20 protein-coding genes and 5 pseudogenes are annotated in these 22,937 nt (G+C 60.2%); 9 read left to right on the top strand and 16 right to left on the bottom strand.

What is annotated here, in order from left to right:
* Positions 1-138 precede the first annotated feature (138 nt).
* The 6 genes from K309_RS0126670 to K309_RS0126645 all read right to left on the bottom strand — a co-directional run bounded on the left by K309_RS0126670 (position 139) and on the right by K309_RS0126645 (position 6,306).
* Positions 139-1,263 carry an ABC transporter permease gene (locus K309_RS0126670; protein WP_029049220.1) on the bottom strand — a complete coding sequence of 375 codons (1,125 nt, stop codon included), beginning with the start codon at positions 1,261-1,263 and terminating at the stop codon, positions 139-141.
* Entirely contained in the window at positions 1,263-2,381 is a 1,119-nt protein-coding gene (locus K309_RS0126665) for an ABC transporter permease (RefSeq protein ID WP_035878438.1), read from the bottom strand. The genes K309_RS0126670 and K309_RS0126665 overlap by 1 nt, the downstream gene beginning before the upstream one ends.
* 21 nt (positions 2,382-2,402) lie before the next feature.
* The gene (locus tag K309_RS0126660) at positions 2,403-3,929 is read right to left on the bottom strand and encodes an ATP-binding cassette domain-containing protein (RefSeq protein WP_051320625.1); all 1,527 of its coding nucleotides are present in this window, start codon (positions 3,927-3,929) and stop codon (positions 2,403-2,405) included.
* Entirely contained in the window at positions 3,916-5,085 is a 1,170-nt protein-coding gene (locus K309_RS0126655) for an HlyD family secretion protein (RefSeq protein ID WP_029049217.1), read from the bottom strand. The genes K309_RS0126660 and K309_RS0126655 overlap by 14 nt, the downstream gene beginning before the upstream one ends.
* A gap of 84 nt (positions 5,086-5,169) precedes the next feature.
* Positions 5,170-5,622, bottom strand: coding sequence for a hypothetical protein (locus K309_RS0126650; protein ID WP_035878436.1), 453 nt, complete (start codon positions 5,620-5,622; stop codon positions 5,170-5,172).
* A 474-nt stretch (positions 5,623-6,096) separates the two neighbouring features.
* Entirely contained in the window at positions 6,097-6,306 is a 210-nt protein-coding gene (locus K309_RS0126645; RefSeq protein WP_156914457.1) for a hypothetical protein, read from the bottom strand.
* Positions 6,307-6,432: 126 nt separating this feature from the next.
* On the opposite strand from K309_RS0126645, the pseudogene K309_RS37575 reads away from it, so the two are divergent.
* Positions 6,433-6,756 (top strand): annotated as a pseudogene (locus K309_RS37575) (transposase); the annotation flags it as partial.
* Positions 6,757-6,811: 55 nt separating this feature from the next.
* Here K309_RS37575 and K309_RS41965 read toward each other — a convergent pair.
* Entirely contained in the window at positions 6,812-7,018 is a 207-nt protein-coding gene (locus K309_RS41965) for a hypothetical protein (RefSeq protein WP_156914456.1), read from the bottom strand.
* A 586-nt stretch (positions 7,019-7,604) separates the two neighbouring features.
* On the opposite strand from K309_RS41965, the pseudogene K309_RS44330 reads away from it, so the two are divergent.
* A pseudogene (locus K309_RS44330) lies at positions 7,605-7,897 on the top strand (IS5/IS1182 family transposase); the annotation flags it as partial.
* An 81-nt stretch (positions 7,898-7,978) separates the two neighbouring features.
* On the opposite strand, the gene cuyB reads toward K309_RS44330, so the two are convergent.
* The 3 genes from cuyB to aspA all read right to left on the bottom strand — a co-directional run bounded on the left by cuyB (position 7,979) and on the right by aspA (position 12,282).
* Positions 7,979-9,415 (bottom strand): cysteate racemase, encoded by a 1,437-nt coding sequence (gene cuyB / locus K309_RS0126625; RefSeq protein ID WP_029049213.1) that lies wholly within the window; start codon positions 9,413-9,415, stop codon positions 7,979-7,981.
* Positions 9,416-9,483: 68 nt separating this feature from the next.
* On the bottom strand, positions 9,484-10,794 hold the full coding sequence (locus tag K309_RS0126620) for a dicarboxylate/amino acid:cation symporter (protein WP_029049212.1): 1,311 nt from the start codon (positions 10,792-10,794) through the stop codon (positions 9,484-9,486).
* Between the two features lie 54 nt (positions 10,795-10,848).
* Positions 10,849-12,282 (bottom strand): aspartate ammonia-lyase, encoded by a 1,434-nt coding sequence (aspA, locus tag K309_RS0126615; protein WP_035878435.1) that lies wholly within the window; start codon positions 12,280-12,282, stop codon positions 10,849-10,851.
* 244 nt (positions 12,283-12,526) lie between these two features.
* Here aspA and K309_RS0126610 point away from each other — a divergent pair, with 244 nt between their 5' ends.
* Entirely contained in the window at positions 12,527-13,441 is a 915-nt protein-coding gene (locus K309_RS0126610; protein ID WP_029049210.1) for a LysR substrate-binding domain-containing protein, read from the top strand.
* 105 nt (positions 13,442-13,546) lie between these two features.
* Here K309_RS0126610 and K309_RS43135 read toward each other — a convergent pair whose 3' ends face one another.
* Together K309_RS43135 and K309_RS0126605 are read right to left on the bottom strand one after the other, a co-directional pair.
* Positions 13,547-13,777, bottom strand: coding sequence for a GDCCVxC domain-containing (seleno)protein (locus K309_RS43135; RefSeq protein WP_084402562.1), 231 nt, complete (start codon positions 13,775-13,777; stop codon positions 13,547-13,549).
* A gap of 38 nt (positions 13,778-13,815) precedes the next feature.
* A complete protein-coding gene (locus K309_RS0126605) occupies positions 13,816-14,487 on the bottom strand; it encodes an ArsR/SmtB family transcription factor (RefSeq protein WP_029049209.1) in 672 nt (223 codons plus the stop codon).
* Positions 14,488-14,673: 186 nt separating this feature from the next.
* On the opposite strand from K309_RS0126605, the gene K309_RS37565 reads away from it, so the two are divergent.
* Together K309_RS37565 and K309_RS37560 are read left to right on the top strand one after the other, a co-directional pair.
* Entirely contained in the window at positions 14,674-15,027 is a 354-nt protein-coding gene (locus K309_RS37565) for an MBL fold metallo-hydrolase (RefSeq protein ID WP_084402561.1), read from the top strand.
* Positions 15,024-16,307 carry an MFS transporter gene (locus K309_RS37560; protein ID WP_369796517.1) on the top strand — a complete coding sequence of 428 codons (1,284 nt, stop codon included), beginning with the start codon at positions 15,024-15,026 and terminating at the stop codon, positions 16,305-16,307. The genes K309_RS37565 and K309_RS37560 overlap by 4 nt, the downstream gene beginning before the upstream one ends.
* 591 nt (positions 16,308-16,898) lie before the next feature.
* Here K309_RS37560 and K309_RS41960 read toward each other — a convergent pair.
* Both K309_RS41960 and K309_RS0126585 read right to left on the bottom strand, forming a co-directional pair.
* Positions 16,899-17,018 (bottom strand): annotated as a pseudogene (locus K309_RS41960) (IS5/IS1182 family transposase); the annotation flags it as partial.
* Positions 17,006-17,638, bottom strand: a complete 633-nt coding sequence (locus tag K309_RS0126585) for a TetR/AcrR family transcriptional regulator (RefSeq protein ID WP_013958643.1) — start codon at positions 17,636-17,638, stop codon at positions 17,006-17,008. The gene K309_RS0126585 and the pseudogene K309_RS41960, both read right to left, overlap by 13 nt.
* Before the next feature lie 282 nt (positions 17,639-17,920).
* Between K309_RS0126585 and K309_RS0126580 the strand changes: the two genes are divergently transcribed.
* Together K309_RS0126580 and K309_RS0126575 are read left to right on the top strand one after the other, a co-directional pair.
* The gene (locus K309_RS0126580) at positions 17,921-18,814 is read left to right on the top strand and encodes an NAD(P)/FAD-dependent oxidoreductase (RefSeq protein ID WP_029049207.1); all 894 of its coding nucleotides are present in this window, start codon (positions 17,921-17,923) and stop codon (positions 18,812-18,814) included.
* A 96-nt stretch (positions 18,815-18,910) separates the two neighbouring features.
* Positions 18,911-19,774 carry a class I SAM-dependent methyltransferase gene (locus K309_RS0126575; protein ID WP_029049206.1) on the top strand — a complete coding sequence of 288 codons (864 nt, stop codon included), beginning with the start codon at positions 18,911-18,913 and terminating at the stop codon, positions 19,772-19,774.
* A gap of 744 nt (positions 19,775-20,518) precedes the next feature.
* Here the strand turns inward: K309_RS0126575 and K309_RS0126570 are convergent.
* Positions 20,519-21,442 (bottom strand): LysR family transcriptional regulator, encoded by a 924-nt coding sequence (locus K309_RS0126570; RefSeq protein ID WP_029049205.1) that lies wholly within the window; start codon positions 21,440-21,442, stop codon positions 20,519-20,521.
* Between the two features lie 126 nt (positions 21,443-21,568).
* Between K309_RS0126570 and hpaH the strand changes: the two genes are divergently transcribed.
* Both hpaH and K309_RS40405 read left to right on the top strand, forming a co-directional pair.
* Positions 21,569-22,372, top strand: a complete 804-nt coding sequence (gene hpaH, locus K309_RS0126565) for a 2-oxo-hept-4-ene-1,7-dioate hydratase (protein WP_029049204.1) — start codon at positions 21,569-21,571, stop codon at positions 22,370-22,372.
* Positions 22,372-22,617: pseudogene (locus tag K309_RS40405) on the top strand (aldolase/citrate lyase family protein); the annotation flags it as partial. The gene hpaH and the pseudogene K309_RS40405, both read left to right, overlap by 1 nt.
* 110 nt (positions 22,618-22,727) lie before the next feature.
* Here the strand turns inward: K309_RS40405 and K309_RS40400 are convergent.
* Positions 22,728-22,937: pseudogene (locus K309_RS40400) on the bottom strand (IS701 family transposase); the annotation flags it as partial.

Here is a 22,937-nt window from a genome sequence, read left to right as displayed (position 1 = left end):
CGGTCGCACCTGCCAAGTACAGTATTTGCCATCTCTAGAAGGGTATGGAAGCCCTCGACCTCCGGATTATATGGTCGCAATTTTCGAATCGCCCTTCGTCGCGTGGGCCCAGTGTCGCACGTATCGGACATTCGACGGCTACCTAAACAACTGCCTTCGCAGACGCAGCACGCTCCATGCGCCGAGGACAATCCCAGTGCCGGAGAGCGCAGCAAGCTGAGGCCAAAGAATCTCAAGGCCAACGCCCTTCAACAAAACACCCAATGCGATCTCCATGTAATACCTTACCGGACTCAGTAACGACAGCAACTGGATGGCAACCGGCGAACTTTCGATCGGTGTGATGGTGCCGGAAAGAAACAACAGAGGAAAAAGAACGAAAAAGGCTAACAGGAGTGCTTGTTGTAGATTTTCTGCCAAGGTCCCGATGAAGAATCCGATGGCTAGGAAGGCGAGGAGCGCGATGACAGAGGCCGCAATAAATAATGCCAAATTGCCTACCAAGGGCACGCCAAACGCTCGTGCAATAAATAGGCTCGGAGCGAGAGCTAGCATGCCGATCACGAACGGTGGTGCTGCTTTCGCAAGGATGACTTCGTGACTGCGCAGCGGCGTCACGACAAGCTGTTCGATGGTTCCCGACTCCTTCTCGCGCACCAACCCCGCCGCCGCAGTAATCACGCCGACCATCAATGCCGCAGATACGATCATCGACACCGCCATAAAATGGGAAAACTCGAGTTGTGGGTTGTACCAGATTCTCATTTCCGCGCGGACAGAGGGAAGCTCGACCATAATTCCGTGCCGTCCCGCATGCTGCACTAGTACGTCGCGCGCGAAGCCGCCAACGATTGCCGTGGCATAACCGCGGGCGGCATTCGCTGTATTGGAATTCGTTCCATCGAGAAGAATCTGCACTTCGGTCGCGCGCCCGGCATCAGTGTCTTGCGAAAAGCCCGGTGGAATGATTAATGCCAGATCTGCCTGGCTCGCCTCAAGCAGATGATCAACGTCCGTGAGGCGGGAGACGCGAATGAGCCTAGTGAAGTAATCGCTGGCGACGAACCGCTCGACCAGTTTTGTGCTCAGTTGGCTGCGGTCGCCATCATAAAGGGCGAGCTTCAGGTTGCGCACGTCAAACGACAGGGCGCTGGTGCAGATGACCAGATCCGCAGTGTAGGTGAAGACAACCAGCGCAACCAGAAGCCAGTCGCGTAAGAACTGACGGAACTCCTTGCGAATGGCAGCGAGCAAGCGACGCATTACGCCACCTTCTTTCGCAGTGTCAGGCTGGCGGTGATAACGAGGAGGACGGCGTAGAGTGCGAGGAGCGCAATGTTGCCCCACAAATACTCGATGCCGACGCCCTTCAAGAAAAGATCGCGGCTGATATCGTTGAAGTATCGGGTCGGAAACACATAGGTGTAGATTTGCAGCATGTACGGCATCGTGGCGATCGGGAAGAGGAACCCCGAGAAGAGGAACGATGGCATCAAGGTACCAACGGCAGACAGAAGCACCGCTGCGACCTGCGTCTTGGCCATCGCAGAGATCGCAACACCGAGCCCCACAGTCACGAACACATAGAGCATCGACACGCCAAGGAACAAGCCAAGGCTACCGCGCATGGGAATCTCAAACCAGGCGGTGCCGACTACCAATATCAGCAACATCTCACAGAACGCAATGACGGCGTACGGAATGATCTTGCCAACGATAAACATTGCCGAGCTCACCGGGGAGACGTAGATTTGCTCAATCGTCCCACGTTCGCGTTCACGGACCACCGCGAGAGCAGTCAGCATCGGTGGAAACGCCATCAGCAGGACGGCAAACAATCCAGGAACGATGTAGTTCACCGTCTTCATCGGTGCGTTGAACCAAACGCGCGACTCGAGCCGAACAGGGGGCGGCGGCTTCAGTCCGAATTGGGCGAGGCGCTGCTCGGCTAGCCGTGTTGAGAACTGATTGACGATCGCGCTCGTGTAATTCGAAACGATGAGTGCCGTGGGCGAGAAGGAGCCGTCAATGAGAATTTGCACCGGCGCAGCCACACCGGCGGAAAGTCGACGCCCAAAATCTGGTGGGATGATTATGACTACGGTCGCGTTGCCCTTGTCGAGAGCGGCACTCGCCTCCCGCAGCGACCAGACGTTGCCGCGGCGCTCGAAATAGCCGCCCTGTGTAAACGCGTCAACAAATCGGGCACTTTCCTGCGAGCGATCCTGATCGTAGACAACGGTCCGGATGTGCTCCACGTCCATTGACAAACCGTAGCCAAACAGAAGCAGCATGATGACTGGCAATACCAGGGCCACCGCGAGCGTGATCGGATCGCGGAGGATTTCAAGTGCCTCCTTTCTCAGAAGCGCCATCAGCATGTTGCACCTCTTGTTCCAAATCTAACTAGTTTCTCTGATTAGGGCCATGAATACGTCCTCGAGTTTCACACCCCCGTAACGCTTCCGCAGCGCTGCGGGGGCGTCAGTTGCCAAGAGGCGTCCACGGTCGATAAAGGCTACACGGTCGCAGTGCTCGGCCTCGCGGATGTAGTGCGTGGTCACCAGCACCGCGGTGCCGACACCGGCGATCTCCGCGATCAACCTCCAGAATGCGGCCCGCGAGACGGGGTCAACCCCTGATGTTGGCTCGTCGAGGAACAGTACGTCTGGCCGATGAAGTACCGCGCAACCAAGCGCCAGCCGCTGCTTAATCGCACCGGAAAGTGTCTTCACTAGCTTGCGCTCTTGCCCTGCCAAGCCGGCAAGTTCCAAAACCCAGTTCCGCCGCTCGGCAAGCACTGGAGCGGCCAAGCCGTAGACGGTGCCGAAGAATTCAATGTTCTCGTCCACCGTCAGGTCGGTATAGAGCGAGAAGCGCTGCGACATGTATCCAATCCGCCCCTTTACCGCGCCCGGTCGCGTAGCCACGTCTATGCCCGCCACCTCCATGCTTCCCGTTGAAGCTGGCAAGATCCCAGTGAGCATCTTGATTGTCGTGCTTTTTCCCGAACCGTTGGGCCCGAGCAGGCCAAAGACCTCGCCCGTGGCAACGGTGAAGCTGATATGATCGACCGCGGTAAAAGCGCCGAACCGTCGCGTCAGTTCGGCGACGCGGATTGCCTCACCAATGACTTCGCGCGGTGAGAAGACAGGTGTCTGCGGAATCGAGACGCTTGGCGAAAGAAGGTGCTTTACGCTCTCTTCAAAGTCTATTCCGAAGTGCTCTGGCTTCTGACATGCAAGGAGCCGGCCGCCAGACAGTACCGCAACACGATCGCAGCGCGCCGCCTCGTCCATATATGAAGTCGCGCAGATAATAGTCTTGCCGTTGGCGTGGGCGTCGAAGAGCATCGTCCATAGATCTCGCCGTGAGATGGGATCGACGCCGAGTGTCGGTTCATCCAGTACGAGGATATCTGGCTCGTGTAGAAGGGCGCAGCAGACGGCGAGCTTTTTTTGCATGCCTCCGGAGAGTGATTTGGTGCGACGATCGAGAAATTGGGCAAGGCCAGAGAAGTGAAGTAAGAGCTCGCGCCGATGCGCAAATTCCAGGCCGGGAACGCCACGGATTTCGGCGAAAAATGCCAAATTTTCGGCAACGGTCAGTTCGCCATACAAGGAGTAGGACTGCGGGACATAGCCCAGTGTCGCATGGATGTTCGCCGCATGGCGGACGGTATCGAATCCGGCAACTGTAACGCGACCCTCGTTTGGGTCCAGAATCGCGCAGATCATCTGCAGCAGGGTAGTCTTGCCAGCGCCGTCAGCGCCGACTATGCCTAACAGTTCCCCTTTGGGGATGTCGAGCGTCAAATCGTCGATGGCAATCCGCTTTCCAAAGCGCCGTGACACCGAGTGAATGGTGACAGCCGGAGTCACTATTGTCAGGCCGGTTCTCGCTTCGGTATGGGTCTCACCAAGCCGCATCCTGGTCTACCTTGATCTTAACGTCCGCGAACATGCCTGGTTTAAGCAGCCCGTCCGGATTCTCGATTGCGACCTTGACGCCGAAGACCAGTTTTTCCCGTTCATCCTTCATATGTACATCCTTTGGGGTGAACTCGGCCTGCTGCGCGACCTCAATGACTTTGCCGGGGAATGCCCGGTTCCGAAACGCATCGGCAAAGATACGTGCCGGGTTACCAAGGCGGATCCTTCCCACCTCGCGCTCGGGAATGTAAACCCGCACATACAGATCTGAAAGATTGACCAGCGTGGCGAGAGGGCGGCCCGCGGCAACTAGTTCCCCAGGTTCGACAAGCTTGGCCATCACTGTGGCCTCCACAGGCGCCAGGATCCGTGTATCGGCCAGTTGGGCGTCCAGCTCGGCCACACGCGCCCGTGCCGCATCGACCTGAAGCGCCGCCGTCAAGCGCGCTGCACTAACGCGCTCTTGCTCGGCCGCAATGCGCCGCACGTCCAATCGCTTAATGGCCACTTCTCCGGAGACGGCGCGCCCTTTTTCGAGCGCCGCCTGTGCTTCGTCACGAGCCTGTCGCGCAGCGACCAGTCTGGCCTCCGAGGCGCGATAGCGAGCCGCCAGCTCGTCGAAGTAATTCTTGCTGATGAATCCTTGAGCAAGGAGTTTCTCAAACCGCTCGTACGTCCTACGATCCTGATTGAACTGAACTTCGGCCGCCACTATTTCTGCTCTCGTCCTGGCAAGAGCCTCCGATAGCCGATGGATTTCATGTGTGGATGTACCCGCAGTGACAATCTCACTGGCCTTCGCTTGCTCCGACATGACATCGAATGCCTTGAGCTGCGCGTCAAGTTCCGCGATGAGGGCCTGGGCCCCCGCCGCCTGCGCCCGAGCTTGATCCAGGCGCGCCTCAAGGTCGCGTGCCGAAATGGAGATAATAAGATCGCCGGTTTTTAAGATCTGGCCCTCTCGAATGGCGACGACATCAGCGACACCACCGATCTTCGCGCTAACTGTTACCTCCGTGCCGCGAACCTGACCATTGCCGTCTAGCAGGCCTTTCGGCTGCTTGGTGCGCTGCCCAAGATACAGCGCCGTCCCTATCGCCAGCGCTATCATCCCTATCACGGCAATGCCGTACCTCAGAATTTTCCGCTTCACTGGGGGCTCCGTTCTGGATTAATCAGAGAAACTTTGGTGGTCGGTATGAACGGATTGAAAATTGAAGCATGATCCGCCCCCAGTTTATTGCGGCGAGGCCGATATTGCGAATTCAATGTCCAAATCGCGTCTCGGAAGCTTTACGTAAATGCGGAAGTGAGCCGTTCCCCTCAGCACCGTCGTGAAGATCTGTCCGTAGGACGCTTCTCCATTAATGGTCATCGGCGTCAGATATTTCGGCGGAGAGTCGACGATGCCTGTTTCGCTGAGTTGTGCGCGCACGATGGCGTCGCCAATGCGAGAGCCATCGGCGCGAAATAGGGCCACTACCAGATGCTGAAGTCGCCCCCCCGAAGGGACGGTCCCGTGCATCTCTTCAAGCGCATGCCTTTGCGCGACGATGGCTGCGGGCAGAAGGCCCCAGTAAAGCACCACGCCATCCCGCTCCAAACGAGACTGTGCGAGCAGGTGCGATGGCATCATAAAAAGCGCCACCATGATGAGGCATCCCGCGTACCTCCAGCTATTGGATTCCATGACCGTCTTTCTCCTGTTTCCGTTAGCCCCGCCAATTGTGGCGTATAGAGCGCTACCGGACGGCGCGATCGTCGCGCCTCTAACGAGGCGGGGTGCCAACCGGGAATCAGGACTGACGTCCCACGATCGAAGATTCTTGTAATCTGGACGACCTGAGGACGAACGGCCCTGGCGGGTCGCGTGGGTCTTCCACGCGAATCCTTGATGTCAGAAAATGTTAGATCCGTCGCATTTCCCTGGTTGACAAACTCGTCGTACGTAGGCGTCCATCCGCGCGTCAGCCCCTCTGTAGTTTAGAAATGGGCTTTTTTCCCAGGTTGACTTGCGTCAAGCTCGATGGATCCCGTTGACGACCAGGGTTGTTGCAGCAGGTATGCGGTACGACGGATTCGAGTTTTAATTGCCGGCCAATATCTCAAGGTTCCCAACCAGTTCCGGTTCCCTGGCAGTGCTCGCAGGCCTTGTCTTCACACTCTATTCAGATCGTTTGGAGCCGTGCCTTGGCCATTCGATGAAGGCGAGCAGCCAAAGCCCAATCAGGTTCAAGATCGGTGCAAAGGCCAGAATCGCCCAGAACGGCGAGAAGCCGATTCGCATCGGAATCCGGCCAATGGGATAAAGCAGCACCAGCACCATAACCGCAAAGGCGATCCAATGCCAAAATCCGTGTGCAACCATCATCATTAGTCAGGCCTGCAGAATGCTGAAGGGTAAGGCGCAGCAAGGCTTCGGAAGAATTGTGCTGCGTGCCGAACTCCCAGATCGAATAGGAATCTGATTCAAATCCTGGGAGATTTGAGGGCCTTGCTGATGAGCACACCGGACTTCTTTCGCAGCCGCTTGGACGGGATGATTGATCTGCGGCATCCGCTCGCAGTGCTGGCGACCCGGATGCCATGGAACAACATTGAGGCTGCCCTGGCGCCGGTTCTTGCGCGCAAGGGGAAGGATGGACGCACTGTGGTCGGCGAGGACTTGTTTGGTCCGACGCTGGCAGTGGCCGGTGCCGGCGTCAGTGCCGCTGGCCGGCCTCGCCTGCCGATCCGGCTGATGGTCGGGCTGCTGTACCTTAAACACGCCTACAACGAAAGCGATGAGTCGGTGTGTGAGCGCTGGGCGGAGAACGTGTACTGGGTGCGCCGGGAAGACCGGCAAGGAGTAGGTGGTGCAAGTCCACTGCAATGAAGGATTAGCGATCCGCATTGGCCGCGAGCCGTGCCCGGGCATCCGTGAGGAGGTCAGCGAAGCGTCGGTAGGGGTACGTGCAGGCCAGCCATTGAGCCACGATATCGTTCTTGTCTCGGATGCCGACACGTTCCAGTACGTGGAAGGCAACATCCTGCTGCGCGTCATCGCAAGCGACGCGGGAGTCCGGCGTGGTCGTAGAACCTGGCATGTACGCACGCTCCTTGCGCGGGAACCAGGAGATCTCCAACCTGACCGCCGGGACCACATCGGTCCGCCGGCCCGTGTCGGGAAGGCGAGGAGCCGAAGCCGATGATGCACGGGTTGGAGAAGTCAGACCTCGCAATAGTAGCGACGAAGCCTGCGAACAAGGCCGGCATGCCGGCTACGGAGTGGGTGGAGCCAAGGGCGAGGACCAAGGGGAACACGGGCCAACCACGCACGCGACGGACACAGAGCCGCGGTAGCGTGTCACAGGGGCCGGAACGTGTACGGCACGCTGCAAGGCAGGGGAAGAAGGAGAAGTTCACATCGCTGCTGCACCATGTCACGGTGGACCTGCTGAGGGAAGCGTTTCTGGCGCTCAAGCGCCGTGCCGCACCCGGCATCGATGGGTGACGTGGCATGACTACGATGCAGAGTTGGAGGTCAAACTTCAAGACCTACATCGACGAATTCATCGCGGCAGCTACAGAGCGATGCCGGTAAGGCGGCAGTTCATTCCAAAGGCAGACGGAAGGCAGCGTCCGTTAGGCGTCACGGCGCTGGAAGACAAGATTGTCCAGCGCGCGGTGGTCGCCCTGCACGCTCCTGAGGTAGAGTGTGTCGCCAAGGGCAAGGCCCGTCAGCAGTTCGGTGTGAAGGTAAGCCTGGCGATCACCGCCGATCAGGGTGCTTCCCTGGCAATCCCTATGACGGCCACACGCTGCTCGCCCAACTGGAGCAGACCACCATCCTGCTGCAGGACCTACCCGGATCGCCCAGACCCCACACTGTCATCGTTGACCTCGGTTACCGCGGGGTCGATGCCGAAGTGGCGCCAGTGAAGATGATTCATCGCGGCAGGATCAAAACCATGAATCGCCGCCAGTCAACCTGAACGGTGGGATGAATGTCCGACGACCGTGGCATTGCGTTCACTCAACCCGGATCTTCACGATGGCAGGTACGATCAGGCAGATCGTGCAAGCTGGACGCACCGCTTTGCGAGCACGTCCGTCGGGTCGACCAGAGAGACGGTCTGCGCGCTTCCAACCTCAAATTGATCCGTTTGAGCAAAGATCAACGGGAGTTCGGTACAGCCGAGAATCTGCACGCTGGCGCCTTTGCCTTGCAGGTGAGCGATGGCAGCGCGCAGCAGTTCAGCGCAATGGCCTTGTGTATACCCAGCCTTGACGCCTTCAGCGCCGTAGATGGCTTCCATGAGCATCTGCTGGAACTCTGGCGCTGGCGTGATGAGTTCCAGGTGGCCAGCGGCGGCTTCATGATAGACGCGACTTTCCACGGTGCCTGATGTTGCAAGCAGGCCAACCTTCGCGCCTTTGCCATACTTGTCGACGATATGCCGGACCGTCTCCGTCAGCATATTGACGATCGGTATGGAGAGGTGGGGCTGAATACGCTCGACATATGCGTGCGCCGTATTGCATGGAATCGCAATCGCGTTCGCGCCTTCGGACTCCAGCCGCTTGCACGTTGCGAAGAGGGCAACCGTCGGGTCGGCCTCCTGGTACAGGAGGTTTGCCGTACGGTCCGGTATTTGAGGGTTTTGCTCAACGACCATCTTGATATGGTCCTGATCCTTCGCCGCGGTGGTGTTCTTTACGACTTTCCCCATGAAGTCGACCGTGGCAGCAGGCCCGACGCCACCGACGATGCCCAGCTTGAACGCGAGATTGACCTGCCCATCCGCCAGGGCTGTGGCATAGTCTGCATAGGCCTGGTTCACGTCGACGAACGCGATGCCGCGCCGCTGCACGGCGGCAGCCACGAGGGAGAGTTCGGTCATGCCAGGGACAATCAGCTCCGCGCCAAGTTCGAGCAGTTCCTGGCAGGCCTGGCAAATCCGCTCCAGGGCGAGACCTTCCGTATTGCCGGACCTGATACCCCCAGGACCATATATAGCGTCCATCAAGCTGGCCTGCGTTGCGTCGGAGGGATACACAATCTCAAATTCACGGCCGAAGGCATCATCGAATAGCCGCGACTGACGGACGAAATCCGAAGCAAGAACGCCAATTTTTCCACCACGAGGTACGGCGTCATTCAGCGTCGGCGCCAACGCATCGAGCATATTGACGAGGCGCACCGACAGCTCCGCCTGAAGCTCTTCACGGAAGGTGTGGGACGCAAAGCAAGGCATGAGCACCGCATCGACCTTTCTGCTTTCGAAGGACTGGCAAGTCTTGAAAACGTAGAGCTTGCGGCTTGTCATGCTCGCATCGCGCGTCAGTGGCGTCGCTACATCGCGAAACGGATGCTGCTCGAACAGGAAGTGGTACCGGCCCTGATCGGCCATGACTGCGCGGCTCTTGACCAGCTTGAGAAAGAGGTCAGCGCCGGCCAGTGCGCCGAGCCCGCCGATGATTCCGAACGTGAGCTGTTGCATGCTTGTGAGATAGCGATGGTTGCCGGAGGCAGAAGGCGATCCTGCCCCCTTTGTGTCCCTGTGAAAGTTTAGCCGGCTGACGTACCAGGGGTGCGTTGCGCGGTGTAAGTACCGTGCGCTTCACCTGGCACCAGTGCCTCATCGAGTATTGGCGAAATCTCGTTTTCCAGCTTGGCCACTACGGCGGTAGCAACGCTGTTACCGACGACGTTGGTAGCCGTGCGGCCCATGTCGAAGAATTGGTCGATGCCGATAATCAGCAGCAGGCCGGCCTCGGGCAGATTGAACATGGGAAGCGTAGCGGCCACGACCACCAGTGACGCGCGTGCGACCCCGGCCATCCCCTTGCTGGTCACCATCAGGACCAGCAGAATCGTCAACTGCTGCATCAGCGTCAGCTCGATGTTGTATGCCTGCGCAATGAACATCACCGCAAAGGCCTGGTACATCATCGAACCGTCCAGGTTGAACGAATAGCCCAGCGGCAGGACGAAGCTCGAGACGCGCTTGGATACGCCAAACCGCTCGAGCGCCGTGATGGTCTTCGGATAGGCGGACTCGCTGCTGGCCGTCGAGAATGCCAGCAGGATCGGCTCACGGATCAGGCTCGCGAGCTTGCCGGTGCTGCGGCCCAGGAACAGGAACCCAATGCCAAATAGGATGGCCCACAGGATGGCGAGGCCGAGATAGAACTCGCCCACCAGCTTGCCGTAGCTGGCCAGTACGCCGATGCCCTCTACCGTAATGGATGCTGCCATGGCGGCAAAAACGCCTACGGGGGCGAAACGCATCACGTAGTCGGTAATGCGGAACATTACCTTTGTCAGTTCTTCGATGCCGCTGGCGATGGTGGACTTGCCGCCGCCTTTCACAAACGCAAGTGCCGCGCCAAAGAAGAGGGAGAACACGAGAATCTGCAGAATCTCGTTGTTGGCCATGGCCTCGAAGATGCTCTTCGGGAACACATGGGTGAAGAATCCCTTGAGGCTGAAATCCCCCGTCTTCAGGTTGGTGGCCGCACCCACGTCAGGCAATGCCAGGTTCAGGTTGGCACCGGGCTGGAACAGATTGACCAACAGCATGCCGAGCGCCAGCGAGATGGCCGAGGCCGAGACAAACCAGATCATGGCCTTCAGGCCGATCCGGCCTACTGCGCCGCCATCTGCCATGCTGGCCAAGCCGCCAACGAGGGTGGCGAAAACCAGGGGGGCAATGATCATCTTGATCATGCGCAGGAAGATGTCGGTCACGATACCGAAGTAACCAGCAATCTCCTTGGCCGCCTGGGCGTCTTTCGCCAGGTGATGGCATAGCCAGCCGACGGCGATGCCCGCCACCATTGCTACCACGATTTGCGTGGTCAATTTTTTTGTATTCACTGTTTCCTCCACCTGCTGATGGTGTTGCCAGGAATTCTGACGATTCCTGATGCCTTATTGGTTGAGTGCAACCGGTGCACGTGGCGCAGTCAGGACCTCGGGTCGCAGGATCTCCGCCAGCGCTGCTGCCGAGAGAAGTCCGCGTTCGAGAACGATGTCCGCCACCTTGCGTCCGGTTTCCAGGGCTTCCCGTGCAACTTCCGTTGAATTGGCGTAGCCGATGTAGGGATTCAACGCGGTCACCAGGACGATCGAGCGGTCCAGCATCTCGCGCATATGCTCGGGATTTGCCGTAATGCCACGCACGCACTTTTCATCCAGCGTGGCGCATGCCTGAGTCAGGTGGCTGATGCTGCGGAACAGCGAATAGGCAATAACCGGCTCGAAGGCGTTGAGCTGCAGCTGGCCGGCCTCGGCGGCCATCGTGATGGTCATGTCGTTGCCAATGACTTCGAAGGCCACCTGGTTCACGACTTCCGGAATCACGGGATTGACCTTGCCCGGCATGATGCTCGATCCGGCCTGGACGGGAGGCAGGTTGATTTCGCCGAATCCCGAGCGGGGGCCGCTCGACAGCAGGCGCAAGTCGTTGCACACCTTGGAAAGCTTGACGGCGATGCGCTTGAGAACACCCGACAATTGCACGAACGCGCCGCAGTCCTGCGTCGCCTCGATCAGGTAGGGGGCCGTATGCAACGGCAGACCGCTGATGGAGCAGAGGTGCTGACAAACGCGGACTGCATACTCCGGGTGGGCATTGATGCCGGTACCAATCGCGGTCGCGCCGAGGTTGATCTCGCTGATCAGTGGGAGCGCCTCGGCCAGTCGTTGGCGATCTTCGTTGAGCATGACCGCGTACGTGGCGAATTCCTGGCCAAGCGTCATCGGCACGGCATCTTGCAACTGCGTACGGCCGACTTTCAGCATGGTGCGGAATTCTGTCGCCTTGCGTTCGAACGAGGCTTCCAGGAGCGACATCTGGTCCAGCAGGCGGAGCGCACTGCGATAAGTCGCAACCTTCAAGGCGGTCGGGTAGACGTCATTGGTCGATTGACTCATGTTGACGTGTTCGTTGGGGTGCAGAACCTCGTACTCCCCACGCTGGTGACCGAGCAGTTCCAGCGCCTTGTTGCAGACGACCTCGTTGGCGTTCATGTTCGTCGAGGTCCCGGCGCCACCCTGGATGAGATCCACCGCAAACTGTTCAGCGTGCTGGCCTGTGCGGATCGTCTTGCAGGCCTCCACGATGGCCTGGCAGCGCGCGTCATCCAGCAGGCCGAGGTCCCGGTTCGTGAGTGCGGCTGCCTCCTTGATGTCGACCAGGGCGACAATCAGTTCGGGATACTTCGAAATCGGGTCGCCAGAAATCGGGAAATTTTCTAGCGCCCGCAGGGTATGGATGCCGTAGTACGCGTTTGCCGGCACCTCGCGGTAGCCCAGCAAATCGTGCTCGCGTCGCGTCCCCTTGAAAATCTCTTGCTTGCTCATCGCGTTCCTCATCAGTGCGCCTGATTGGCGCAACCGGATTCTAGGAGCGCAAGGAAACCGAGGTGATGAGGATGTACACTCAAACTATTCCATATCGGAATATTTTTATAAAGCGTCGCATGAAATACTATTAAGCCACTATAAAGCGGGGTGAAAGTCCCTTTTTTGCGCGTAATGCAGGCAATGGTCGGGTTTACCGTAGCGGCAACACCGGATGTGCTGCGCGGCACGAGGAGCGTCACAATTGCAACTGAAGTGGATAGAAGACCTCTTGGCGATCGAGCAGACCAAAAGCTTTTCCCGCGCGGCCGAATTGCGATTCGTCACCCAGTCGGCGCTGTCTCGCCGGGTCAAATCGCTCGAAGACTGGGTCGGGGTCGAACTGGTCGACCGTGGAACCTATCCGGTCGAACTGACCGCCGCGGGCCGGCGGTTTTGCGAGCAGAGCAAGGAGTCGGTTGGCGCACTGACCGAGGTTCGCTCAGCGCTGCGGCAGGAGGCCAGGATGCCTGGACGCTCGATCCAGATCACCGCCGGGCACACGCTCTCACTGACCTTCCTGCCGAAATGGCTGAAGCAGTTTCACCAGCGTTCCGGGGATTTCAACGCCCGCGTCGTCGCAGCCAATGTTCATGACGCCGTCATCGCCCTTGCCGAGGGCAGTTGCGATCTGATGATTGGGTACCACCATCCGCTAGTCCCCATGCAACTGGACGAGGACAAATTTGTGAGCCTGACCTTGGGACATGAAGCGTTTATCCCCGTTTCTGCGCCGAACGGTCGTGGCGCACCAACGTTTGCACTGCCTGGCTCCGCAACTGCCCCTCTGCCATACCTCGCTTACACGGCGACTACCTTTATGGGACGGGTGGTCGACGTGATCCTGAATAGCGTTGATACCTCCTACCATTTCCGCGCCTGCTACGAAACAGACATGGCGATGTTGCTGATGAAAATGGTTGTCGAGGGATACGGGGTTGCCTGGCTTCCGTTCAGCGCCGTCAGCGAGGAGATCGACGCAGGCCGACTTGTCCGCGCCGGCGGCGACGAGTGGAGTGCCCAACTGGAGATTCGGTCCTATCGTGCAATATCCAACACGAACCCCACTATGCAAGACTTGTGGAAGTCGTTGGAAGATTCCGTTTACCGAGGCGCATAAGATGTGCCGCGTGGGTGAGTCGAGGGTAGCAGCTAAGCTCTTATTGCCGATCAGGTGGCCCGCTGGCGTTTCCGGGCCACGGCAAAAGGGCACGATAACGAGCCCTTACCGATCCTGCCTCTCGCAGCAATTGCTCCCGCGGTTTGCTTGAATGGGCGGGCAGCAAACCGTTCCGTAGGAGCAGTAGACGCAGCAATCGCCAGGTTTAGGTCGCAGGAGTCGATGGCACCCATTGCACTCGTAGAACCATTGGCACACGTCGAGCGGCATCGTCTCGGTTTCCACGTGCCCGCAGTGGGGGCATGTCAATGCGGAGTCGAGGACAAGCTCGGTCATGGAGAAACCCGGGTCGAGCGGCGTGACGATGCAGGATCTCACTCGCCGCCCATGTGCACTTCAAAACCCGCCGCTTTCCACTCAGGATAGCCGTCTTCGAGTCGCCGCACCCGGTAGCCCTTTTTGCGTAGCGCCGCGACCGCCTCGAATGACAGTACGCAGTACGGTCCGCGACAGTAGGCAACGATCTCCTGATCCTTTGGAAGCGCCAATAAACGCCGCTCCAGATCCGCCAGCGGCATGTTCAGGGCGCCGGGAAGATGGCCCAGGTTGAATTCGTGCTCTGGCCGGACATCAAGCAGCGTCACCATGCCAGCTTCCAGCATCGTCGCAAGGGCTTCCCGCGACACGGGCGCGAGTTCATCGCGTGCTAAAAAATAGTCCGACATGACCTGCCGCACCTCGGCCATGTTGCGCTCGGCAGTGCAACCCAGCGCCTTGAGCAGGCTAACCACTTCGCTTTCGCCGGAGAGGCTGTAGAGCACGTTCTTGCCTTGCCGCTCCGTGTTCACGAGTCGGGCCCGACGCAGAATCTGCAGATGGCGCGACGTATTGGCGAACGTGAGACCGGCCACCTGCGCAAGCTCCTCGACGTTGCGAGGCCCTTGGGCGATGTGTTCGATCAGTTCCAGCCTGTGCGGATGACCAAGGGCCTGCGCCACTTCGGCCAGGTTCGCGTAGACGGCCTGTTTCGGCCCGACCTGCGCCATGGATATCACCTCCTGATGATGCATTGGGGGGCACGGAGTATGCCACCGTCCCGGCGAGTCCTCGCGGAGTCCACTCATACGCAGCGGCCACCCTCACTAGACGAGTGAATTGACACGCGACGCGTTTCGCACAATCATTCATCAATTCGATTGAATGATTGCATGGAGCGAGCGGAGGCGCAAGTCATGATTCTCAGACAGTTTCTCCATGACACGCCGGTCGGGGCGTCATACCTGATTGGCTGCGGTGGCCGGGGCGTAGCCGCCATCGTCGATCCGATCGGCGAGCCAGAGGTGTATCTCCAGGCTACGCAAGCGGGAGGAATGCGTATCGCGTTCGTCATCGACACTCATGTGCACGCAGATCATCTTTCCTCGGCAAAAGCGCTAGCTGACAGGGCGGGCGCAGAGTATGTCCTGTTCGCCGACGCCGACATTCCGCAGCCTCCGCCCGATGCCGGGACCATCCGGGCCATCAATGCCGGGCATCAGCAGGTGGCGCCGGCAGGTGCAGGCCAATCGGCGAGAAAGCCAGCATGAACGATATGCGGGCCGGCCCTGCAGCTGTCGACACAGCCATCCGTCTGGGCCTGCGCGAGAACTGGCGCCAGTTTTCGCTTCTTATCCTTATCAATGCCTTTGTTGGCGGTATGGTCGGGATCGAGCGGACAGTGGTGCCGTTGATTGGCTCAGAAACGTTTCATATCCAGTCCACCACGCTGATCACCTCGTTCATCGTGAGCTTCGGCCTGGTCAAGGCCTGCGCCAACCTGGTATCGGGCCAACTCGCCGATTCCTGGGGACGCAAGCGCGTGCTGGTCATTGGCTGGCTGCTTGGCCTGCCGGTGCCGTTCATGATCATTGCGGCGCCGAGCTGGGAATGGGTCATCGCAGCCAACGTCTTGTTGGGGCTGAGCCAGGGCTTCGCCTGGTCGATGACCGTCATCATGAAGATCGATCTGGTCGGGCCCAAGGGGCGCGGCCTGGCGGTGGGGTTGAACGAATTCGCGGGCTACCTGGCCGTCGGTCTGACAGCATTCCTCACGGGTTATCTGGCCAGCCGGTATGGGTTGCGCCCGGTGCCGATTTACATCGGAGCGTTCTACGCCATGGCCGGTACCCTGCTGTCGGTCCTGGTGGTGCGCGACACGCGCCATCACGTGCGCGTCGAAGTGAGCGGTCAAGCAAGCACGGCGCACCGACTGTCATTCCGCGAAGTCTTCATGCTGACGTCGTTCCGGGATCGCAACCTGTTCGCGGCATCGCAAGCCGGGCTTGTCAACAATCTCAACGACGGCATGTGCTGGGGTATCTTCCCGCTGTTCTTTGCTGGGCTGGGCCTCGGCATCGAACGCATCGGCATCCTGAAGGCGGTCTATCCCGTGGTCTGGGGCGTGGGCCAGATTGTCACGGGTCCGCTCAGTGACCGGTGGGGACGCAAGGGGCTGATCGTGTGGGGCATGTGGGTACAGGGGCTGGGCCTGTTCCTGACGGCGGCCACCGGGCAATTCGCATGGTGGCTGTTGGCAGCCGTGCTGCTCGGCCTGGGCACGGCGATGGTGTATCCGAGCCTGATTGCCGCCGTGTCCGACGCCTCGCATCCGAACTGGCGCGCGCGATCGCTCAGCGTCTACCGCTTCTGGCGCGACCTCGGCTACGCGATTGGTGCCTTGAGCGCGGGGTTAATCGCGGACCGCTTCGGGTTTTCCGCGGCCATCTATGCCATTGCCGCGCTCACGATGCTTTCTGGCGTCGTGGTGGCGCTCTCCATGCGCGAGCATCGACCTGCATTCTCAGCTTCAGACCAACCATTGCCATGAGCGATCTGCACGATCCAACCACATTCGCAGAGCCGGGACACCTTCGAGACCTGGCGTGCCAGGGGAGGGCGCTTGCCATCATAGACGTTCGTTCACCGGAGGATCTTGCGGGGGGACATGACGAAGGCGCCGTCGACATCCCGGCCGATCAACTCGCCCCCGCGCGTCGGAAATCGCCGCCGTCGTGGTGACCGTCTGCAACTTCGGCGGCGCGCGGTCCTGCGGTGCGGCGCAACTGCGCGGCATGGGCTTCGAACAAGCCTTGCCCTGCGTCATGAGGAGAAGGGGTGGCTGGACAGCGCCCCCGAAGCCGACGAGTCCAGCCCGTGTGGCGTCGGCGAGCGGTTATCGTCGCGGTCTACCGCTTACTGGGCCGCCTCAATGTCCGTCCGATCTGTCACGGCTTTCGGGGAGCAGTCGTGTGCCCAATTCGAAAGTCACCCGGCGCATCCGTAGGGCCTTTCAGTGGGTAAAGCGATCGCGACCCACAGGCAGTAGCCGACCCTTCTCCGTCGTTCCACTTAGGCCGCAGTAGCGGCCGCTATCGTGTGTAAAGCGGCCTCTGCCTGCCCGCGCGGACGGCTTTTGCGCTCATGCAATGGCCTCGCCCATCAGTCGTCCACGCATCATCCATAGGTTGCTCAGTGCGAACAGCGTATGCAACTGCTGCGTGTTCTTCATCGGCCGCGATGGCATCTTTAGATGCCACCGTGCGCGGCGATGAACATGGCGACGGCCGACCGGCAATAGGATTCGATTTCGTTGTCGTCCTCTGCTCTCGCCTCGTCGAAGCGGGCAATAAGCAGGAGATCGGATCCTTTGAAAAGCGCGGCAAACAAGCGGGCGGACTGGAGAGCATCGGGTACGTTCAGAATCGCTTTCGCGTGCAACTGACGCAACACGGCCTCGATTTGGGCGATGACATGGGCGGGCCCGGCTTCGTAATGGAGCTTGCTTAACGACTTTTGATTCGTCTTGTCGGCCAAAACCATGGCTTCGACACTGCGGACGTCCGGGCTCAACAGCGTGCGAAGCAGGGATGATCCCACCGCCATGAGTTGGTCTTCGGCCGAACCGTCGACGCCTTCGAAAAGGGCCTGCGGTGCAAACTGCTCGCAGCGGGCCACCATGGCCGCGCTGAACAGCGCCTCCTTGTTCTCGAAGTGCCGATAGATGCTTAGCTTGGATATCTTCGCCCGCTGGGCGACCTTGTCCATGGTCGTCGCTTGAAAACCCAGTTCCACGAAGAGTTCGCAGGCGGTGTCGACTATCGTTTGGCGAAGCGCCTCGTTGGCGGGTCGGCCGCGCCGGCCCTGGCTGTTTTCGGTCACGACAATTCCAGTACTTGACAGTATTTAAATTCTTGCACTACGATACCACGGAGTATCGCAAATACGCAAGCCAAGGGTAGGTTTCAACCGGTTGTCCAAATCAGGTTTCCCCGGGCCGCCCGGCGATAACGAATGCGGCATTGTCCGGCCGGTCAATAGCCATGGGCAACTTTCTCGCCAATGCCGAAGCCCTGCTCGCTGACCGTCTCAAGCGCTTATCTCCGGACGTTATTGCGCACCAGGCCCAGCCACCCCTCTATCCACAACACGGAGCCCCTCACCATGAATGACGTCATCATCATCGGCGGCAGCTTTGCCGGCCTCGCCGCCGCCCTGCAGCTCGGCCGTGCCCGCCGCAAGGTCACCGTTCTCGATACCGGCCGGCCGCGCAACCGCTTTGCCGGCCACTCGCATGGCCTGCTCGGCCACGATCACAAGCCGCCGCTGGACATCCTGGTCCAAGCGCGGCAGCAGCTTGCGCGCTATCCAACGATCAGGCTGGTCAATGCTCGGGCCGAGAGCGTGTCTGGCGCCATCGACGATTTCTGCGTCGTCACTGACGATCACGAAAGCCTAAGGGCGCGCCGCCTCATCCTGAGCTATGGCGTCGCCGACCAGATGCCTGATGTTCCGGGCTTTGCCGAAAGCTGGGGCACGTCCATCGTGCCCTGCCCCTATTGCGACGGCTTTGAAGTCGCCGGCCAGCATTGGGGCCTCGTCTGGTCCGGCCCACAGTCGCACCAGTCTGCCAAGCTGTTCCGCGATTGGACTGACAAGTTGACTGTCTTCGCCGATGGTCATGACATTGCGGCCGATATCCAGGCCGATCTGGCGCGCCGCAACATACCTGTCGTCGATGGCCGGATCGTCGAGATCGCCCATCACAAGGGCCATATCACCACCGTCAATCTCGATACCCGCCGCAATGTCGCGGTCGACGTCCTGTTCGCCCATCCGCGCAACAAGCCGTCCGCAAGCCTGCATGAATCACTGGGCCTCGCCACGGTCGATACGCCCACTGGCATCGTCCTCAAAGTCGACGAGCGCCGCCAAACCAGCATCCCCGGCATCTACGCCGCTGGCGACCTCGCCACGCCCTTCTTGCCCTCGGTCACCCAGGCATCATCGCAGGGCGCGATGGCGGGTATCTTCGCCCAGCAGTCGATGGTTGTTTGAGAGCACAGATTCCTTTCTCCCGTTGCGTCGTCGCCTTCGAAAAGGTTGGCGTAGATCAGCGCGGTGAAGGACGGATCGTCGAGTCAAGGAGATGACATGGCAGAGCAAAGTGCCGATCAGGTCGGTGACTGGAATGGTCAAAGCGGGGAGCGCTGGGTCGCCAACCAGGCCCGGCTCGACGCTATGGTGGCGGTGTTCGGCCAGGCCGCGATAGAAGCCGCCGCGCCCGCGACGGGTGAGCGCGTGCTGGACATCGGCTGCGGCGCGGGCGCGTCGAGTCTGGCTCTCGCAGCCCGCGTCGGCGCAGGGGGCCAAGTGCTGGGCGTGGACATATCCGAACCGCTGATCGGCCGAGCGCGCGCGCTTGCGCAACAGGATACGCCGGCCCTGTTTCAGGTGGCCGACGCCAGCAGCGCAGAGCTGCCCGAGGGCGCGTTCGACATCCTGTTCTCGCGTTTCGGGGTGATGTTCTTCGACGATCCGATAGCGGCGTTCGTCCACATGCGACGCGCGCTCCGGCCCGGCGGGCGGGTCGCTTTCGTCTGCTGGCGCGGCGCGGCCGAGAACGATTGGGTGCGCCTGCCGATGGGCGCGCTCAAGGGCATCGTCCCGCCGAGCGCGCTGCCCGATCCCGAAGCGCCCGGCCCGTTTTCGTTCGGCGACCGGGGGCGCGTGGCACGCATCCTGACGGCGGCCGGCTTCACCGATATTGCTATCGCCCCCTTCGACGCTTCCGTCCCGTTCGGCGAGGGCGGGACGCGGGACGCTGCGATCGACGACGCGGTGAAGATGACACTCGAGGTCGGCCCGTTGTCGCGTGCGCTCGCTGATCAGCCCGACGACATCCGCGCCCGCGCCTCGGCCGCAGTTCGTGCCGCCTTCGCGGGCCTCCCCGGCGAGCGGTCGGTGATGATCAACGGCGCGGCGTGGATCGTCATGGCACGCAATCCGGTAAGCTGACAGGGATTAAACAGGGAGACGCCCCCGCTCGGTGGAGTGGGGCGTCTTTGGCCGGCCAAATTGATGTCCCTCCGAGCTTGGAAGCCGGCATTGGTGAGCTAGAGGCCTTGATGGCGAGGTACAGGCCGCTTCTGGCCGGTCTCGATCCGCTGGCCATTTGGGGCCGGACTCTGCAGCGCCAGAAGCGACTTCCGACCCTTCTGGGTCGTTCCGCTACCGGTCAGTCGCTTCGTCTAAATGGTAGACGGGATCGGCTAGGTAAGCGGAGTTGTCAGTAAAGTGGCGAAAAATTTGAGTCTATCGCTTACCCAAAAGGCTGCGATTGCTTCCGGTGACGTCGACCGATGTGTCAGAACCGGCAATTCCTCGTGTCTCGGGGAGGGTCTACCTTGAGCGCCGAACGGCCGGAACGCGGCGCTGATTGGCCATTGAGGGCGAAAAGAGCAGTGGCTGTTGATGGCCGAACTCCGACACGTGCGTTTGGGCGTTTGGGCGTTTGGGCGTTTGGGCGTTTGGGCGTTTGGGCGTTTGGGCGTTTGGGCGTTTGGGCGTTTGGGCGTTTGGGCGTTTGGGCGTTTGGGCGTTTGGGTGCCAAAGGTAGCTGGGATGGTGCGAGGTTGCCATTGGAGGCTATTGAGTCGTACGCGGGTCCTTGCTATGTACAGCAATCTCAGTGATGGAACTGCCTCCAGCGTCCGTCAGTGTTCGTCCGCCATCGCAACCGCAGGCGCGAATATCAAACGGTCAACCGAGGGAGTTCTCCTTCGGCCAGTGTGGCAGCCAGGCGGCCACATGCTCGGCGAAGCCCTCTGCTGCGGGAGATAGTGCCCGACCGAGAGGGCGGTAGAGGCATACCTTCCGAACCGTTTCAGGCTCGACGACCCTCCGCATTTCCAGGCCAAACGCCGTGGCCAATGCGCTCACGTAGGCGGGGGCCAGCGTGGCGGCCGAACCCTGCGCCGCAATGCCCAACGCAGTGGAGATATTGTCCACGACATCCACAGGGATGACTCGCTCATCTTCTGGCGTCGTGAGTCTCATCTGTGCCACGCTGAGTTCGTGGTCGCGTCCTGCAGCAACGAGCGGCGTATCCTTCAAGTCGGCCCACCGGATGCGCGAGCGACTTGCGAGCGGATGTTGGGGTGAACACCACAGTACCCAAGGGCTCTCGAAGAGCGGCAACGCGTCAACGTCAGCGCCCGTGGCCCGATCCGGACCAATGGCAAGGTCGACATCCCCCGACGCTACGCTGTCCACTAAGTGGTCCACAGGTATGTCCCGGATCCGGATGACGACCCTAGATCGCTCGCGGTTGTAGTCGTGTACGGCAGCAGGAAGTGCGGCCGATGCAAGTACGAGAGGCGCACCAACGCGCACGATGCCGACCGCACGATTCCGCACGTCATGTGCTGCCGTCTCCGCCGCCTGCGCGTGTCGGAGGACCGTTTGAGCGGACGACAAGTAATCCCGGCCGGCCGCGCTCAGGCTGACGCGACGCGTCGTGCGGTCAAACAGTCGGAATTCCAACGTCTGCTCGAGTTCAGCGACCAACTGGCTGACGGCCTGGGCCGTCAGTCCGAGCCGCTCGCCGGCGGCGCTGAAGCTGTGGGCGTCCGCAACGGTGGCAAACGCTTCCAGTTGGCGAAGAGTGATGCGAGTCAGGGGCATCCATACATTATCAACTAAATCTTTAAGATTGCACTGAATCCATTGATTGTTTGGCGCGGGGGTGCCGCCGATACTTGCGTCAAATCAAGGCAGGCGGGAATGCTCCCTGCCAGTGGAGACAAGAGAATGCTTGATTCGGCACTTCATACCGCCTTAGCGCACGAGCTTCTGCAAGCAGAGCGTGCGCGCGCGCAGGTAGCGCAATTCTCCAGACGTCATCCTGAGATGACGGTCGAGGACAGTTACGCAATCCAAAGGCAATGGATCGATCTGGAGAAGGCAGCCGGTCGCCAAGTGGTTGGCCACAAAATCGGCCTCACCTCACGCGCGATGCAGATTGCGTCGCAGATCACGGAGCCGGATTACGGAACACTGCTGGACAGCATGGTTATCCGGGATGGCACGGAGATCGAGGCGGAGCGCTTCATTGTTCCACGCTTCGAAATGGAGTTCGCCTTCGTCCTGGCGAAGCCCATCAAGGGGCCTGGCGTCACGATTTTCGACGTGCTTCGCGCCACAGACTATGTGGTGCCGGCCCTTGAACTGATCGATGCTCGCATCGAGCAATTTGACCGGGATACCAAGGCGCCGAGAAAGGTGCTCGACACCATTGCCGATAACGCGGCGAACGCCGGCATCGTGCTCGGCAATCGCCCGATGAAGCCCGATGCTATCGACTGGCGCTGGGCGGGTGCACTGCTGTTCAAGAACGGCGTGATCGAGGAAACAGGTCTTGGCGCGGGCGTACTTGGGCACCCCGCAAATGGGATCGTCTGGCTCGCGAACAAGCTCGCCGCTTACGATGAAACACTGGAGGCTGGGGAAATCGTGCTCGGTGGTTCTTTTACGCGACCGGTCTCTTGCGCTTCGGGAGACAGCATTCACGCGGACTACGGTCAGCTTGGGTCGATCTCCGTGAGGTTCGTGTGATGCAGGCACCCAAGAACGCCTTCAGGCTCGCCATTGCATCGCCGGGCGCGCGGATCGGACTATGGCTTGGCTTGGCCGATTCCTATGCGGCGGAATTGTGCGCGACCGCAGGGTTCGATTGGCTGCTGATCGACGGCGAACATGGTCCCAATGATCTGAGATCCATGCTGACGGCACTCCAGGCGATCGCACCATATCCGGCGGAGCCCGTGGTGCGCCTACCGCATGGTGATCCCACCCTCATTAATCTTACTGTGTCACAAATGTGATCGATCAGCCGGACGCGCAACATGGGCAAATGCCAAGGCTGCGCATCAGGTGGAAGCTAAGTTGATGGCGCAGTGTGGTGATTGAGTTAGTCACGTGTCGCTGCGCGCGCTGGGCTGCCACGGGGGATGTAATCTGCGGGAAGCGGAGGTATCTGGCGTTCGAGGGAGTTTTTTTTATTCCCTTCGGACTTGACCGCAACGAGTCGTTCGGCCATCAGGAAGCCATAGGCTGCGACACTCAGCGTCGCATGATGGTGGAATCCGCGCCAGCCTCGACCTTCATAGTGACCAAGACC

The organism is Cupriavidus phytohabitans, assembly GCF_000426345.1.
Classification (GTDB): domain Bacteria; phylum Pseudomonadota; class Gammaproteobacteria; order Burkholderiales; family Burkholderiaceae; genus Cupriavidus.
Note: the sequence above shows the minus strand (reverse complement) of the source record. Positions and strands in the feature narration are given on the sequence as shown.